The 16006-nt window shown below is 64.6% G+C and carries 17 protein-coding genes; 4 read left to right on the forward strand and 13 right to left on the reverse strand.

From position 1 onward, the window contains the following. Position 1: 1 nt before the first annotated feature. The 4 genes from ACP7BY_RS10540 to ACP7BY_RS10555 are packed head-to-tail and all read right to left on the reverse strand — an operon-like array spanning position 2 to position 3490. A complete protein-coding gene (locus ACP7BY_RS10540; RefSeq protein ID WP_033965201.1) occupies positions 2-604 on the reverse strand; it encodes an ABC-type transport auxiliary lipoprotein family protein in 603 nt (200 codons plus the stop codon). Further along, on the reverse strand, positions 601-1572 hold the full coding sequence (locus tag ACP7BY_RS10545) for an MlaD family protein (protein WP_033965200.1): 972 nt from the start codon (positions 1570-1572) through the stop codon (positions 601-603). The genes ACP7BY_RS10540 and ACP7BY_RS10545 overlap by 4 nt, the downstream gene beginning before the upstream one ends. Then, positions 1572-2396 carry an ABC transporter ATP-binding protein gene (locus tag ACP7BY_RS10550; protein ID WP_126845537.1) on the reverse strand — a complete coding sequence of 275 codons (825 nt, stop codon included), beginning with the start codon at positions 2394-2396 and terminating at the stop codon, positions 1572-1574. Before ACP7BY_RS10550 ends, ACP7BY_RS10545 begins: the two co-directional genes overlap by 1 nt. After that, a complete protein-coding gene (locus ACP7BY_RS10555) occupies positions 2393-3490 on the reverse strand; it encodes an ABC transporter permease (RefSeq protein WP_033965197.1) in 1098 nt (365 codons plus the stop codon). Before ACP7BY_RS10555 ends, ACP7BY_RS10550 begins: the two co-directional genes overlap by 4 nt. A gap of 63 nt (positions 3491-3553) precedes the next feature. Here ACP7BY_RS10555 and ACP7BY_RS10560 point away from each other — a divergent pair, with 63 nt between their 5' ends. Then, positions 3554-4225: an HAD family hydrolase gene (locus ACP7BY_RS10560; RefSeq protein ID WP_171010551.1), complete on the forward strand. Its 672-nt coding sequence runs from the start codon at positions 3554-3556 to the stop codon at positions 4223-4225. A gap of 26 nt (positions 4226-4251) precedes the next feature. On the opposite strand, the gene ACP7BY_RS10565 is transcribed toward ACP7BY_RS10560, so the two are convergent. The 3 genes from ACP7BY_RS10565 to ACP7BY_RS10575 form a co-directional block, all read right to left on the reverse strand. Continuing rightward, the gene (locus ACP7BY_RS10565; protein ID WP_052192361.1) at positions 4252-5514 is read right to left on the reverse strand and encodes a DUF445 domain-containing protein; all 1263 of its coding nucleotides are present in this window, start codon (positions 5512-5514) and stop codon (positions 4252-4254) included. A gap of 79 nt (positions 5515-5593) precedes the next feature. Continuing rightward, positions 5594-8758 (reverse strand): efflux RND transporter permease subunit, encoded by a 3165-nt coding sequence (locus tag ACP7BY_RS10570; protein WP_033965195.1) that lies wholly within the window; start codon positions 8756-8758, stop codon positions 5594-5596. A 4-nt stretch (positions 8759-8762) separates the two neighbouring features. Next, a complete protein-coding gene (locus ACP7BY_RS10575; RefSeq protein ID WP_137902961.1) occupies positions 8763-9944 on the reverse strand; it encodes an efflux RND transporter periplasmic adaptor subunit in 1182 nt (393 codons plus the stop codon). Between the two features lie 305 nt (positions 9945-10249). On the opposite strand from ACP7BY_RS10575, the gene ACP7BY_RS10580 reads away from it, so the two are divergent. Together ACP7BY_RS10580 and ACP7BY_RS10585 are read left to right on the forward strand one after the other, a co-directional pair. Then, complete coding sequence (locus tag ACP7BY_RS10580) at positions 10250-10510, forward strand: GlsB/YeaQ/YmgE family stress response membrane protein (protein WP_081988733.1); 261 nt, start codon at positions 10250-10252, stop codon at positions 10508-10510. Positions 10511-10598: 88 nt separating this feature from the next. Further along, on the forward strand, positions 10599-11318 hold the full coding sequence (locus ACP7BY_RS10585) for an SIMPL domain-containing protein (protein ID WP_137902962.1): 720 nt from the start codon (positions 10599-10601) through the stop codon (positions 11316-11318). 82 nt (positions 11319-11400) lie between these two features. Here the strand turns inward: ACP7BY_RS10585 and ACP7BY_RS10590 are convergent, their stop codons facing one another. From ACP7BY_RS10590 to ACP7BY_RS10600, 3 genes are all read right to left on the reverse strand, one after another. Next, the gene (locus ACP7BY_RS10590) at positions 11401-11652 is read right to left on the reverse strand and encodes a GlsB/YeaQ/YmgE family stress response membrane protein (protein ID WP_029622546.1); all 252 of its coding nucleotides are present in this window, start codon (positions 11650-11652) and stop codon (positions 11401-11403) included. Between the two features lie 102 nt (positions 11653-11754). Beyond that, the gene (locus tag ACP7BY_RS10595; protein WP_010404863.1) at positions 11755-12054 is read right to left on the reverse strand and encodes a DUF1153 domain-containing protein; all 300 of its coding nucleotides are present in this window, start codon (positions 12052-12054) and stop codon (positions 11755-11757) included. Between the two features lie 101 nt (positions 12055-12155). Continuing rightward, entirely contained in the window at positions 12156-12395 is a 240-nt protein-coding gene (locus tag ACP7BY_RS10600; RefSeq protein WP_171010552.1) for a hypothetical protein, read from the reverse strand. Positions 12396-12518: 123 nt separating this feature from the next. On the opposite strand from ACP7BY_RS10600, the gene mnmA reads away from it, so the two are divergent. After that, positions 12519-13625, forward strand: coding sequence for a tRNA 2-thiouridine(34) synthase MnmA (gene mnmA / locus ACP7BY_RS10605; protein WP_137902963.1), 1107 nt, complete (start codon positions 12519-12521; stop codon positions 13623-13625). Positions 13626-13631: 6 nt separating this feature from the next. On the opposite strand, the gene ACP7BY_RS10610 is transcribed toward mnmA, so the two are convergent. Genes ACP7BY_RS10610 through pdxH form a run of 3 tightly spaced genes read right to left on the reverse strand, consistent with a single transcriptional unit; the run spans position 13632 to position 15981 of the window. Further along, positions 13632-14465, reverse strand: coding sequence for a PhzF family phenazine biosynthesis protein (locus tag ACP7BY_RS10610; protein WP_033967412.1), 834 nt, complete (start codon positions 14463-14465; stop codon positions 13632-13634). Further along, positions 14462-15406 (reverse strand): cation diffusion facilitator family transporter, encoded by a 945-nt coding sequence (locus ACP7BY_RS10615; protein WP_137902964.1) that lies wholly within the window; start codon positions 15404-15406, stop codon positions 14462-14464. The genes ACP7BY_RS10610 and ACP7BY_RS10615 overlap by 4 nt, the downstream gene beginning before the upstream one ends. Next, a complete protein-coding gene (gene pdxH, locus ACP7BY_RS10620) occupies positions 15403-15981 on the reverse strand; it encodes a pyridoxamine 5'-phosphate oxidase (RefSeq protein ID WP_033967411.1) in 579 nt (192 codons plus the stop codon). The genes ACP7BY_RS10615 and pdxH overlap by 4 nt, the downstream gene beginning before the upstream one ends. Positions 15982-16006 lie beyond the last annotated feature (25 nt).

Raw genomic sequence — 16006 nt, forward strand, 5'->3', positions numbered from 1 at the left:
CTTATTTGCCGACCCAATCGGCCACTTCGCCCGCAACGGTGTTGGCGGCCTGATTGAGGGCGACGCTGACGGGTCCTGCTGCAATCGCGCTGGCGTGAACGCGCGCCTCGAAGCGGCGTTTCTCGACGATCTTGCCGGTGGTGCGGATCAGCGATCCGTCGAAGATGACCACCGCGTCCTGCGTGGCCGCATCGATGCCAAACGCCCGCAATTCACCCGACAGCACCGCGCCGGGATCGGAAAACGCCTGCGAGCTGCTCAGCACGATACGACCGGTCTTTGCGGGGATCGTGTCCGATAAAAGCCGCGCGAACATGCGGTTGGGCGGCTCAACCCATTGCGCCTTGGCGACATAGGCGATCGAGGTCTCGCTCGCTTGCACCGGAATGCGTGTCCCGGCGAGCGACTGGCCGACCACCGGCACCTGGATGGTGATGGTGGGCGCGGTCCCCGAATTCTGCGTGTTCCCGACGGGCAAGGTGGTGGTCGAGGTCAGCGTCAGCAGCGAAGGGGGCGGCTTCGGCGCAAAGCTGATGCAACCCGCCAGTGGCACCATCGCAGCCAGTGCGAGCAGCACTTTGGTGGACGAACGAACCATAGTCACTGTCCCTTTCCGGGCTTGTAATCGGGCAATTTCGACTGGCCGATCAACGAGCTTGCGCCGCCGCGATCGAGCTTTTCGGCGACCGAGGTGAGCGCCTGCGACATCTGGCGCAGATCGTGGACGAGTTGGCCGACCTCGGGGATGGTCTGCTTGGAGAACGCCTGCAAGCCGGGCCGCGCATCGCTGACGGCGGCGTCGAGCGTTTCCATGCTGTGCTGCGCGCTGGCGATCGCCTTGTTGAGGTTGCCCATCACCGGATGGATATCATCCTTCAACATGCCATTGGTGGTGTCGGCGAGATTGCCGATCTGTTCGGCGGCAATTCCCGCCTTTTGCAAGGTCGTTTTGGTTTCGGCGAGCGTGGCGGCGATGTCGGGACCGCGATCGGCCAATGCCTTGGTCAGGCGATTGGTATTGGCGAGGATGCCGGTGATCGACTGCTGGTTCTTCTCCGACAGCACGTCGGACAGTTTCTCGGTCAGCGTCGAAATACGTTCGAGCAATTGCGGAGCCGAACTCAGCAATGCACCGAGGCCTCCCGCCTTGGTCGGGATCGTCGGCACGCCATTGGGGCAATCGTTGAGCGGGTTGACCGCCGGACATGTGATCGGCGGTGCGCCCTTGATCGCGCCATCGAGCTGCACGGTGCTGGTGCCGGTAAAGCTGCCCTGCAGCGTGGCGGTGGTGCCGACCAGGATTGGCGTGTCGGCATTCACGCTGATCCGCACGCGCACCAACTGCGGATCGGGCTTCCACAGCTTGATTTCCTTGACCTGGCCCGACGGCACGCCCGAAAAGGCGACCGCCGATCCCACGGCCAGACCATCGACCGATTGCTTGAAGAAGATATCATATTCCTTGTCGGTGGCGGTGCCCCAGCGTGCGATCCACACCAGGAACAACAACATCACCGCGATCAGGATCAGCACGACGGTGCCGACCAGAACATGGTTCGAGCGGGTTTCCATCAGCTACTGCCTTTCGCTTGCGCGCGTTCTTCATTGTTGTGGACTGTGGCGATCGCGGCGCGCCCGCGCGGCCCCTTGAAATATTCCTGGATCCAAGGGTGGTCGAGCGCCAGCAGTTCGTCGATCGTGCCCACCGCAATCACCTTCTTGTCGGCCAGCACGGCGACGCGGTCGCAAATCGCGTAGAGCGTATCGAGATCGTGTGTGATGAGGAACACCGTCAGCCCCAGCGTCTTTTGCAGCGAGGCGGTGAGTTCGTCGAACGCAGCCGCACCGATCGGATCGAGCCCTGCGGTCGGTTCGTCCAGGAACAGCAGTTCCGGATCCAGCGCCAGCGCCCGCGCTAGCCCGGCACGCTTCTTCATGCCGCCCGACAGTTCGGCGGGGAATTTCGGCCCTGCGTCGGCTGGCAGACCGGTCATCACCACCTTGTACGCCGCGATTTCGTCGAGCAGCGCGCCTTCCAGATCGGGATAGAATTCGCGCAGCGGCACTTGCACATTCTCGGCCACGGTCAGCGTCGAAAACAGCGCCCCTCCCTGGAACAGCACGCCCCAGCGCTTGGTCAGCCCGGTGAGGTCGATTTCCTCGCGATTGACGGTCGATTCGCCAAACACCTCGACGTCGCCCGCGACCGGCACCTGTAAGCCGATGATCGAGCGCATCAGCACCGATTTGCCGGTGCCGGAGCCGCCCACCACACCCAGAATTTCGCCACGACGCACCGTCAGGTCGATGCCGTCATGCACCACTTGGTCGCCAAACGCGCTGCGCAAACCGCGCACGACGATGACGGGATCGTCTGCCTTGCTATCGCGCGTCATATCCAGCCGATCGAGGTGAAGAAGACCGCGAAGAAGGCATCCAGCACGATCACCAGAAAGATCGCCTGCACAACCGCCGATGTGGTGCGGGTGCCGACCTGTTCGGCGTCGCCCTCCACCAGCATGCCCTGGAAGCAACCGGCCACGGCAATGATGAGGCCGAACACCGGTGCCTTCACCAACCCGACATAAAGATCGGTGATCGGCACGACTTCGCGCAGCCGCTGGACGAAGGTCACCGGCGGAATTCCGAGCGAGACCCAGCATAGCAGCAGACCGCCGATGATCGCGACGATCGACGCGTACATGCCGAGCAGCGGCATCATGATCACCGTCGCCAGCACGCGCGGCAGCACCAGCGCCTCCATTGGCGACACGCCGATCGTGCGCATCGCGTCGACTTCTTCGGTCAGCTTCATCGTGCCGATCTGTGCGGCAAAGGCCGAGCCCGATCGCCCGGCGACCATGATCGCGGTCATCAAGACGCCAAGTTCGCGCAGTGTGATTCGCCCGACCAGATTGATGGTGAGGAACTCCGCCCCGAATTGCTGCAACTGCACAGCTCCCTGCTGTGCAATAACGATGCCGATCAGAAAGCTCATCAGGCCGATGATGCCAAGCGCGCTCACCCCCACCACTTCGAAACGCTGGATCACCGCATTGAAGCGAAAGCGCTTGGGGTGGGTCGTCACATGCCAGAAGGCGATCAGCGTCGCGCCAAGAAAGCCGAGCAGGCCGTAGAGCGTGCGTCCAGTCTGGACGACCGCATCGCCGATTTCGCCGACGACGCGGGTTAAGCTCCCAACGGGGGCGGGGCGCATCGCCACCGGCTGGTCTGCATGGGCGACTTGCGACAGCAGATGTTCGCCATCGGCATCGAGCCCGACGACATCTGCATCATGCTCGGCGGCGAAGCGGTGGATCAGCCATGCCCCCACCGTATCGATTCGCGTGATCGCGCTCAGGTCGACATGCGCGACCTCGCCCTGAAAAGCGCGCAATTGCTCGGGCAACGTCCCGATCGCCGCCAACGAAAGGCTTCCCGTGAAGCGCACGGTGTCGCGGTCGAACGAGAAGGCGGCCATATCGGTCATCTGCTGCCTTCTGTGCTGCAATCGGGGTAGATCGGCAAGGCTCGAACATCCTATGGCGCTGCAATGCACCATCTTAGCGTCTACGATATGGACAAGACTATTACATACGCGCCGACTTGGACTTCGTTCCTTGTCCGCACGGCATGGGCGGAGGCTCCCTGGCGGCTGGCCTTGCTCCCGCTCGCCGGTCTGGCGACGTTGGGCTATGCTGTCGGAGCGATCGGGCGGGCCGGGTTGAAGGAAAGGACGCACGCGCTCCTGCTCGGTAACGCCTTGCCCGAGGCGGTGGCAGCGCGCGCTGCGGCACGATTCGCGGATCGGATCGTGGGCACGGGCGTCTATGCTGGTGCGCTCGCGCAGATCGCGGCGGACCGTGCCGCGGGCTATCGGCTGGTCCTGGCGACTGCGTCCTACGGCTTTTATGCGCGCGCGATCGCCGAACGGCTCGGCTTCGACGCCGTGATCGCGACCGGGGTGGTGCAGGAAGGTGGCGTCCTGCGCGCGCGCATCGCGGGGGAGAATTGCTATGGCGCGGCCAAGCTTCGGATGATCGAGGCGTGGCTGGCAGCGCAGGGGATCGCGCGCGCCGACGCCGTGGTGCGCTTCTATTCGGACCATGTGTCGGACGCGCCGTCGCTGGAATGGGCCGACGTCGGCATCGCCACAAACCCGCACCGGCGGCTTCGCACGCTGGCGCACGCGCGCGGCTGGGCGGTGGAGGATTGGGAGCGTTAGGGCGCGGGCCGGGTATTCGGCGACCGTTACAACGCGACATCCACTGCATGAATTGCCAGCCCGACCAGGCCGCCGACCAACGTTCCGTTGACGCGGATATATTGTAGATCGCGGCCGACCGCGTTTTCCAGGCGGCGCGTGATCGTGCCCGCATCCCAGCCCTGGATCGTTTCCGACACCAGCCGCACGATGCCGTCGCCATAATCCGCCGCCATGCCGACCACGGCGCGGCGCACGAACCGGTTGATCGTCGCGCGGAGCTTCGCATCGGTCTGCAGTGTTTCGCCGAGCTGGCGTAGCGCATCGCCGACCGGGCCTGCCAGCATCGCATCAGGGTTGCGCGCGATCCGCAGCATACCGCCGCGCGCCTGCTCCCACAGCCCGTCGAGCCAGCGCTGCATCGCGGGATTGTCGATGATCTCGCTTTTCACCGCCGCCACGCGCTCGCGCATGCGGGGATCGTTGATCAGATCATGGGCAAGCGCGGCGAGCCCCGCCTCGGCCTTTTCGCGCAACGGGTGGTCGGGATCCTCGGCGATGCCGGTCAGCAAGCCATTGAGGCCATCGATGATCTTGGTCGCCAGCGTCTCGTCCAGCCCGGTCCAGCGCATCACGCTGCCTGCCCGGTCATGCACCATCTGGCGGATAAGCTGTTCGTTGGAGGCCAGCAACCGTGCGCCCCAGCGCACAATACCGTCGAGCAGCGGCAAATGCCTGTCTTCGGCGATCGCCGCGCTCAACGCCTGCCCGAGCAAAGGCGATACGTCGAGCGCGCGCAGCCGTTGCCCGATCCCGGCCTTGACCATTCCGCCGAGCCGCTGCTGGTCGAACGCTTCCAATATATGCGCGGCCAGGGCGGCGGCACCGCGTCGCAACCGGCCATCGCCGCCGGGCGGATTGGCGAGCCAGCGGCCCGCCGCTCCGGCTATGTCGACCCCGCGCATGCGCCGCGCGACGACGCCCGGAATCAGGAAATTGTCGCGCAGGAAAGCGGCGAGCGTGGTGCCGATGCGATCCTTGTTGCGCGGGATGATCGCGGTGTGCGGGATGGGCAAGCCGAGCGGATGGCGGAACAAGGCCGTCACCGCGAACCAGTCGGCCAGCCCGCCGACCATCGCCGCCTCGGCAAAGGCCCGTACGAAGCCGAGTGCGGGATAGCGATCATCGAAGGCGCGCGCGATCAGGAAGGTCGCCGCCATGAGCACGAGCAGCCCGCCCGCGATCCAGCGCATCCGCACCAGGCCAGCGGGCGGGGCCTCGAAGGTGCGGGGTGGTCGGGTACGGCTCATGCCCCGACCAATCCCCGAACGCGGCGATAGTTCAAGTGCAAAGCGAATTTCGGGCGATCCCAGACTTCGCCCAACCTGCTCACTCGGCGGGATGCGGCTCGTCGTCCCCCGGCTGATACACGATTCGCGATGGGCCAGCCGGGCCGAGTTCGGGCCGCCGCGGCCGGTTTTCGATCAGCGGGCCATGATCGTCGCCGGCGCGATAGGTCAGCAGGTTGCGGCGCAGGAACGGACCAACCCGAGCTTCGACGCCGACCGCCAGGCTGAAGCTTGCCGGTACGATCAGCAGCGTCAGGATCGTCGACATCGTCAAACCGCCGATCACGGTGATGCCCATCGGTACGCGTGACGAGCCATCGCCGGTGAGCGCCAGCGCGGTCGGCATCATGCCAGCGACCATCGCCACCGTGGTCATCACGATCGGCTGCGCGCGCTTGTGCCCGGCGTCGATGATCGCGGCGACCTTGTCGACGCCCTTGTTCATCTCCTCGAGCGCGAAGTCGATCAGCAGGATCGAGTTCTTGGCGACGATGCCGAGCAGCATGATCAGGCCGATATAGACGGGCATCGAAATCGGCGTGTTGGTGATCCACAGGCCAAGCAACCCGCCGAGCGGCGCAACCGCCAGCGACAGGACGTTGACGAAGGGCGGCAGCAAGCGCCGGTACAACAGCACCAGCACCGCGAACAGCAACACGACACCGGCGAACAGCGCGACGATGAAGTTGTTGATCAGCTCATTCTGCCACTTCGACTCACCCAGAACGAGCTCTTTGACGCCCATCGGCAGGGTCTTCATGATTGGCAGCGCATGGATTTCCTTCTGTGCGGTACCACTGACGACGCCCGGCGCGAGATCGGCACCGACAGTCAACTGCCGCTGTTGCGCCACGCGCTCGATCTTGGTCGGCCCCGCACCGAAGCCGATATCGGCGACGACGTTGAGCGGGACCGAGCCGCCGGTGGCGGTTTGCACCGGGATGTTCTGGATCGTCGACAGGCGCTGGCGCGAATCCTGGTCGAGCGCGACGCGGATCGGGATCTGGCGATCGGACAGCGAGAATTTGGCGCTGTTCTGGTCGATATCGCCAAGCGTCGCGAGCCGGATCGCGTTGGACATCGCTGCGGTCGTTACGCCCAGGCTTGCCGCCAGATCCATATGCGGCGTGATGACGATTTCAGGGCGTTTCAAATCGCCAGCGATGCGCGGCGCGACGACATCGCCGAGCTTGGACATCTGCTCGACCAGCTTGGCACCGGTTTCGGCGAGCAATTTGGGGTCGTCGCCACCAAGCGTGACGGTGAGCGCGCGCCCGCCGCCGCCCCAGCCGCTGCTCGAGCGGAAGGAAACCCGGGCGTCGGGAATGGCCTGGAGCGCCGGTGCGAGCGAGCGCTCGAACTCGTAGCTCTTCATCTTGCGCTCGCGCTTGGGTTTGAAAATGGCGGTCACCCGGCCATTCCCGACAAAGGCACGCGAATAGACCGACTCCACGCTTGGCTGCTTCTGCAGGAACGCGGCAACCCGGTTCACCACGGCCTGTGTTTCGGCCAGCGTCGTGCCAGGCACCATTTCGACCAGCGCCGTGCTGCTGTCGCTGTCGCGCAGCGGCTGGAAGGTCGCGGGGATCGACATGAACAGGAAGATCGTTGCGCCGAATGCAGCGGCCCCACCCACCACCGCCGACCAGCGATGCAGCAAGGTCCATTGCAGGATGCGCATATAGATATCCATGATCCGGCCCTCGCCGTGCGAGGCCTCGCCATGCGCCTTCAGAAAATAGGCGGCGAGCATCGGCGTGATGAGGCGCGCGACGGCAAGGCTCATCAGCACCGAAGCGACGACGGTCAGGCCGAAATTCTTGAAGAACTCACCCGAAATGCCTGGCATCAGGCCGACTGGCAAGAACACCGCGACGATCGCCATGGTCGTGGCCAGCACGGCGAGCCCGATTTCGTCGGCTGCGTCGATCGCGGCCTGATAGGCCGATTTGCCCATCCGCATGTGCCGAACGATGTTTTCGATTTCCACGATCGCATCGTCGACCAGCACGCCCGCCACCAGGCTCAGCGCCATCAAGGTCATGTTGTTGAGCGTGAAGCCGAGCAGCTCCATCACCCAGAAAGTCGGGATTGCCGAGAGCGGGATGGCGAGCGCGGCGATGATCGTCGAGCGCCAGTCGCGCAGAAAGACGAAGACGATCAGCACCGCGAGTGCCGCCCCTTCGACCATCGCCTCCATCGCCGCGTCATATTGCGCCTTGGTATATTTGACGCTGTCCGAAATGCGTTTGAAGTGAACCTTGGGATTGCGCTCTTCGAGTGCGGCCAGCTTCTTTTCGGCTTCTTCGAAAACGGTGACGTCCGAGGCACCCTTGGCGCGCTGGAAATCGAAGCTCAGCACCTGGCGGCCGTTGAGCTGCGAAGCCGAACGCTGCTCGGCATAGAGATCCTCGACACGGCCGAGATCCGCGACCTTGATCGTGCGGCCCGAGCCGGTGGCGATTTGAACCTGGCCGAGATCATAAGCGGTCTGGGCATTGCCAAGCACGCGCACCGATTGTTCCGAGCCCGCAATCTGGGCGCGCCCGCCGGCCGCGTTGAGGTTGACCAGGCGCAATTGCTGGTTGACCTGCGCGGCGGTGAGCCCCTGCGCCGACAGCTTCAAGGGATCGAGAATGACACGGATTTCGCGGTTGACGCCGCCATTGCGCTGCACCCCGGCCAGACCCGAGACCGACAGCAATTCCTTCGACACGGTATTGTCGATGTACCAGCTCAGCTGTTCGACGGTCAGGTCGGTGCTGATCGCGGCATAACTGGCCAGATCGTTGCCGGTGGTGTCGGCGCGCATGATCTGCGGTTCGAGAATGCCCTCGGGCAGATTGCTGCGGATTTGCGAGATGGCTGAGCGCACGTCCTCGACCGCGCGATCGATCGGCGTGCCGATCGCGAGCTGGACGATCGTCTGCGAATCGCCTTCGGTTACGGTCGAATCGATCTCGTCGATTCCTTGCAGCGATCGAACGGCAGCCTCGACACGCTGGGTAACCTGCGTTTCCAACTCGCTCGGCGCGGCACCGGGCTGCGCGATATCGATGATAACGACCGGAAAATCGATGTCCGGCTGGTTGTTCACGTCAAGGCTGCGAAAACTGACGATCCCGGCGATCGTCAGCATGACGAACAGCACGATCGACGGAACCGGGTTGCGGATCGACCAGGCAGAGATGTTCCGGAAGCTCATCGTCCTACCTCTTGTTCGCCGCGTCCGCTGTCACCAGCGCCGGCTTTACCTTTTGACCCGGATTGAGAAACGCGCCAGCCGTCAGGACGACCCGTTCGGTGCCATTCAGTCCAGACGCAATCGCGACACCCGAATCGGATACCCCTCCGACCTTGATCGCGCGCCGGACAACTTTGTCGTCGGGCCCGACGACATAGACATAGTTGCCCTTTTCATCGCTCTGGATCGAGGCGTTGGGCAATTGCGGGACGTCGGTCGAGCCCGAAACGATGGTTGCGGCAGCAAAGCCGCCGGGTCGCAGGAGCGGGTTATAGGACAGTGCGATGCGCGCGATGCCTTGACGCGTTTGCGGATCGATCACGGGGGAGACCTGCCACACCTCGCCGGTAAACACGTCGCTGCCGCCGACCGGCGTGACCTTCGCCTGCGATCCTACGTGAAGCCCGCGCAGATCGGCTTCGCTGACTTGCGCGCGCAGCTCCAACTGGCCGTTTTCCGCCATGCGGAACAGCACGCCCGAGCCCGCCGAGACGACCTGACCGGCCTCGACGTTGCGCGTCAGCACCAGCCCGGCGGCGGGTGCGCGAATGTCCAGGCGACCATTGCTCGCCTGTTGCTGCGACAGCTGCGCTTCGGCCACCTTCACGCGCGCGGCGGCGGCGTCGCGAGTCGCGGTCTTGGTGTCGATGTCGGAGCGGGAGATAAAGCCCCGCGACACCAACTGCTTGGCGCGGTCGAGTTGGGACTGGGCGAGCGTCGCGTCGGCCTGCGCGACCTTGATCTGCGCGGCCAGCGAGGCCGCCGTCTGCGTTTGCACCGAGCGGTCGACTCGCGCCAGCACTTGGCCCTTCTCGACCCATTGGCCGGGTTCGACCAGCACGCGGGTCACGATGCCGCCTTCGCCGGAGACGCCGACGGGCATGTCACGCCGTGCGGCAAGCGACCCCGTTGCCGAAATCGTGCGCGCGACGCTGGAGCGGCCGGGGATCACCACCGATACCAGCGGCAATTGTTCTGTCGGCTTGGCCGCGGGTGGGCTGCTCCGACCGAAGATCAGATAACCGCCCACCAAAAGCAGCACAATCACCGCGCCGACAATGGCAAACAGCCGCCAGCGCGGCCGCCCGGGGCCGCCCGGTAGGCTGAGCACCTCCTCATTGCCGATCGCCCGCGTCTCATAGTTCATGTGCGTCAATCCCCGCCCCCTGGGCTCTCATCCTATCGCGACAGTGTGCGGCTGCCGACGTTCATTCTTGCTGTGTTATAGAAATAGATCACCAACCTCAAGAGGCTGATCTGTCAGAATATGGCATGGCGTGTTTCTGGCCCGCTCGCAATACGATCGGCGCGAATCGGTCGCAACCGCGCAGCTTTATGTCCGCTTATGGCCCCATTTTGTCACGGTGTCGAAACAAACTGCTTGCATCGATGCAGGGCGGGCGCGAGGCTCGCCCGGATTGCCACAATGCGGACGCTATGGGAGAAAAGGCGATGGAACGTTCTATTCTCGGTTGGCTGCTGATCGGACTGGTTGCCGGCGTGCTCGGCAAGCTCATCATGCCGGGTAGAGACCCGGGGGGCTTTATTGTTACGATTCTTATCGGCATTGCGGGCGCGTTTCTTGCGGGGTTCATTGCCAAATCGATGCACATCGCGTTGGTGGGTGGCTGGGAGAACTATGCGGCCGCGACTGGCGGCGCGGTTATTGTCCTGGCTCTGTACCGTATCGTTGTTGTGCGGCGTAATCGATAATCTGTTCATCTCCGGTTGGTGAGAAGGCTGCCATCGTCGCCCGCACAATGCGAGCCGAAGAGCGGTTCGTTCTACCGGGAGTGTTTTCATGCGTTCGACCTTCTTTCTGCTTGCCCCCGCTTTGATGTTGGCGGCGGTCAGCCCCGCTGTCGCGCAAACCGCGCCGGCCTTGCTGCCCGATGGCACCCTGCTCGATATCACGGCGGAGGGGCACGTCGCGCGGGTGCCCGACGTTGCGACGATCCGGGCAGGGGTGGTTACGCAAGGACAGACAGCAGCGGCGGCGCTGTCGGACAATGCCGCGCGCATGGTCCGGGTTCTCTCTGCGCTGAAAAAGGCGGGAGTCTCGGCTCGCGACGTGCGCACCGCCAATGTCTCGCTCAGTCCGCAATATCGCTACGCAGACGGGCAGGCCCCGGTGGTCACAGGCTATCAAGCCAGCAACAGCGTCTCCGTTCGCTTTCACGATGTTGCCAAATCAGGGGCAATTCTGGATGCGTTGGTCGCGGAAGGCGCGAACCAGATCGATGGGCCAAGCCTCTCGATCGACCAGCCCGACGCGGCGCTTGATGAAGCGCGGAGTTCGGCGGTGAAGATCGCGCAGGCGCGTGCCGAGCTTTACGCCAAGGCTTCCGGGCTGTCGGTGGCACGGATCGTGTCGATCGCGGAAAGCGGTGCCAATGACGGCGCGACGCCACAGCCGCCGATGCTCTTTGCCCGCCAGATGAAGGCGAGCGACGCGACCCCCGTTGCGGCGGGCGAAACCGAAGTGTCGGTGACGCTGTTGGTACGCTTCCTGCTCAAATAATCTGCGTCGCCTGGGCGACGCCTTGAACGAAAAAGGCCGCCGGGATCGCTCCCGGCGGCCTTTTTTCGACCTTAGATCGCGCTTAGCGGACCGAACCGCGGCGGATAAGATTGACGATCGCCAGTAGAATGATCGCGCCAATCAAAGAATATACGAAGGTCATGACAGTAATGACCTGGTTGATGCCTGCGCCAAACAGGAACGATGCAATTACCGATCCGATAATCCCGACGACGACATTAAGAATAATGCCCTGTTGTCCATCGGTGCGCATCACCATGCTGGCGAGCCAGCCGCACACACCACCGACCACGAGCCAAACAATGAGACCGATCATCTTACCCTCCATTTTCCCGGCTGCATCCGGGATACGGGGACAAGACTCACGAATTGCGATTTTTGTTCCGGCTACGGTTTGAAGAGTGGCGTGCGACGGTCAGTATTTCTGCTGACGCTCGTAGAGCGATTTGTAATGCTGGATCCGCGTGACGCGCAGGCCCGGCATCCCCGAGCGGTCAATCGCCCGCTGCCAGCCCGCAAATTCCTCGACCGTCAGGCCGTAGCGATCGCACACCTCGTCCACCGACAGCAGTCCGCCATTGACCGCTGCGACCACCTCGGCCTTGCGGCGAACGACCCAGCGGGTCGTCTCCGGCGGCGGAAGCGATTCGAGCGTCAGTGGCTCTCCGAGGGGGCCGATCACCTTGGCTGGGCGAATCTTCTGGTTTTCGATCATTCTGTAACCTCGTGGCGGGGCGGGGGGACCCCTGCATCTTAATAACGGTCATTACTCTAAGGACTTGAACGTCGGCTAAAGCGGCTCGGTAAACAGCGCCTTCATTTTTCGGGCTCCCGCATCGGCGAGGCGGCGAGCATCTCAGCCACGGCGAGGTTGAACGTGCCGTGGGCGGGTGCGAACCAAGCGCGCTGCAGCGTGATGGAGGGCAGGCGTCCCTGAACCAGCGCGGTCGGGCTGGCGGCCTGCCGCGCGGCAATACCGACCATCAGCACGGCGAGGTCGGGCGGCAGCGCCACCACCGTCGCATCGGCTTCGAATCTGGAAAAACTCAGGTCCACGCATGCACTTCCGCTAAGGATCGAACTCTATCTGTAGCGGCGAGGTTCTTTCGGGCGGGTAAAGCCGCCGATCTTTTTTTGGGTTTTTTGCATGTGCGCGTAGGAGCGCCTATCTCCGCCGCCATGAACGAAGCCGATTTTCAACTGGGTGCCGATCTTGCAGGCAAGCGTATCGTCGTCGCGATGTCGGGCGGCGTCGATAGCTCGGTCGTGGCGGCGCTCGCCGCGCGGACGGGGGCGGAGACGATCGGGATCACGCTGCAACTCTACGATCATGGCGAGGCGGTCGGGCGCGCGGGGTCGTGCTGCGCCGGGCGCGACATTCGCGATGCGCGCAGCGTGTGCGACCGGCTGGGTATCGCGCATTATGTGTTCGACCATGAATCGCGCTTTCGCGACCAGGTGATCGATCGCTTCGCCGACGATTATCTCGCCGGGCGGACCCCGATCCCGTGCATTCAGTGCAATATGGGGCCGAAATTCACCGATCTGCTCGCCGCCGCGCGCGATCTGGAGGCGGATTGCCTGGCGACCGGCCATTATGTGCGGCGCGTGGAAGGGCAGAGGGGGGCCGAACTGCACCGCGCCTTCGACCCCGCGCGCGACCAAAGCTATTTCCTGTTCGCAACCACGCAGGAGCAACTCGATTATCTGCGGTTTCCGCTGGGCGGCTTGCCCAAGCCGCGCGTGCGCGAAATCGCCGCCGAACTGGGGCTGGGGGTGGCGGGCAAGCCCGACAGCCAGGATATCTGCTTCGTGCCCGATGGCGATTATGCGTCGCTGGTCAAGAAATTGCGGCCCGAGGCCGACACCAGCGGCGAAATTGTCGATGAGGCGGGCCGCGTGCTCGGGCGGCACCGTGGCCTGATTCACTTCACCGTCGGACAGCGGCGTGGCCTGGAAATCGGCGGCACGCCGGAGCCGCTGTATGTCATCCGACTGGAGGCGGCGACCAAGCGCGTGATCGTCGGCCCCAGGGCGGCGCTTGCGGTCGGCGCGGCGCGGCTGAGCGGGGTCAATTGGCTGGGCGGGGATTATACCGGGCCGATGACGGCCAAGGTCCGCTCGCTCGCCAAGCCGGTTGCGGCACGCTTCGATGGCGCGCGCGTGAGCTTCGATGCGCCCGAATATGGCGTGGCACCGGGGCAAGCGACGGTGCTCTATGCCGGCGACCGCGTGCTGGGCGGCGGCTGGATCGAGGAAACCGAAGGCGCGCTCGTCGCGGCCTGACGCGGGTCAGGGTAGGAAGAACGTCCCTTCCATCACCGTCACGCACTGCCCGCCGAGCACGACGCGGTCGCCAGCGAGCTGGCACGTCAAATGCCCGCCGCGGGCGCTTGCCTGATACGCTGTGAAGCGATCGCGGCCGAGGCGCGCGGCCCAATAGGGCGTCATCACCGCGTGCGCCGAGCCCGTGACGGGGTCCTCGTCGATCCCGGCACCGGGCGCGAACACCCGGCTGATCACGTCGGTCTCGTCGCCAGGCGCGGTGACGATGGTGAGGACATCGACCTCGGCACCGCCCCCCGCCGCCGGGTCGGCGGGCGAGGGCCGCCCGAGCGCGCGGAAATCGGGGTCGAGCGCGCGAATCTGCGCGGCATTTTCGAGCACGATCAGCGCATAACGATGCGGGTGCCACAGCGTTTCAACCGCCGCCTCGACTCCGAGCGCCGCGACGATATGCGGCAGCGGCCTGGGTGATGGGCCCCAGGCGGGCAAAGCCAGCTCATACCCGCTTCCCGCGCGCGCCACCGACAGGACCCCCGCCTTGCGCGTGCGGAAGGTGACGCGGTCGCGCTCAGGATCGCTCGCCAGCACGAAATGCCCGCTGGCCAGCGTGGCGTGGCCGCACAACACCACCTCGTTAGTGGGAGTGAACCAGCGCAATTCGAAATCGCTGTCATCGCTTTCATCGGGCAGGATGAACGCGGTTTCGCTGAGATTGTTCTCGGCGGCAATCGCTTGCAGCACATCGTCGTCGAGCCATGCCGCAAGCGGCATCACCGCCGCCGGATTGCCCGTGAAGGGCGCGTTAGCGAAGGCGTCGATCTGGGCGATGGGCAGTCTCATGCGCGTTTTCCAAACCAATGGGGGGTGACGTCGGCCTCGACCAGCGGATTGTCGGTATCGACATGCCCTTCGGGATCGAGATGGATCAACACTTCGACCTTGGGGAAGGCCTTATGCAGCGCGCGTTCGACGCCCTCCACCACTTTATGCGCCTGCGCGACGGTGATGTCGCCGGGCACCTCCATATGGAATTGCGCGAAATCGTGCGTGCCGGCGTGGCGCGTGCGGAAATCGTGAATGCCCTTGATGCCCGGCTGGCGTGCGGCGACCTCGATGAAATCGGCGCGCATCGCCTCGGGCCATTCCTTGTCCATCAAATGGTCGATCGCGTTGGACGAGGCGCGAAACGCGCCATAAGCGAGCCACAGCGCGATCACGATGCCGAAGATCGGATCGGCGCTGCGCCAGCCAAGATATTGATCGAGCACCAAGGCCACGATCACCGAGCCGTTGAGCAGCACGTCGGACTGGTAATGGACGTTGTCGGCGACGATCGCGACCGATCCGGTGCGGCGGATGACGGCGCGCTGATAGGCGAGCAGCACCATGGTCGCGAAAATCGCGATCAGCGACACGCCGATGCCGAATTCCGCGCCCTGGGTCGGTTCGCTGCTGCCGAGCGCGACGATCGCGCGCCACGCGATCCCGGCCGCCGAGGCGGTGATCAGCATCACCTGGAACAAGGCGGCCAGCGCTTCTGCCTTGCCGTGACCGAAGCGGTGGTCGTGATCCGCGGGTTGGGCGGCCAGGCGCACGCCGTACAGCGTCACGGCGCTGGCCAGCAAATCGAGGCCGGAATCCGCCAGGCTGCCGAGCATCGCGATCGATCCGGTCGACCAGGCGGCGTAGGATTTCAACACGATCAGGAAGATCGCCATCGCCACGCTGGCGATCGCGGCGCGAACAGCGAACGGAATGGCGCGGCGTTGGTCTTCGGTCATGGGTAAAGCAGCCCCTCGGTCCAGCCCTCTGCGGTGCGGGTGAAGACGCGGCGTTCGTGCAGCCGATGCGCGCGGTCCTGCCAGAATTCGATCGTATCCGGGGTTACGCGATAGCCGCCCCAATGCGGCGGGCGCGGCACGTCCTGGCCTTCGAACTTGGCCTGAAACTCGGCGAAACGCGCCTCGAAGATGGCGCGGTCGGCCAGCGGGCGCGACTGGTCCGAGGCCCAGGCACCAAGCTGCGAGTCGCGCCCGCGCGAGGCGAAATAGGCATCGGATTCGGCATCGGTAACGCGGCTGATCGCGCCTTCGATGCGGATCTGCTGGCGCTGCGACTTCCAGTGGAACAGCAAGGCGGCGTGCGGATTGGCGTCGAGCTCACCCGCCTTGCGGCTCTCGCGATTGGTGTAGAACACGAAGCCATCGGGGCCGCGCCCCTTCAGCAGCACCATTCGCACCGACGGACGCCCGCTGGCGTCGGCGGTCGCCAGCGCCATGGCGTTGGTGTCATTGGGTTCGCTGGCGCGCGCGGCGGCATACCAGAGTTCGAACAGGGCAAAGGGATCGTCGGTCATGCGGTCGCTTTAGCGCGCCCGTCCG

It is taken from the genome of Sphingomonas sp. PSPC2-2, from assembly GCF_049897725.1.
In the GTDB taxonomy this organism is placed as follows: Bacteria; Pseudomonadota; Alphaproteobacteria; order Sphingomonadales; family Sphingomonadaceae; genus Sphingomonas.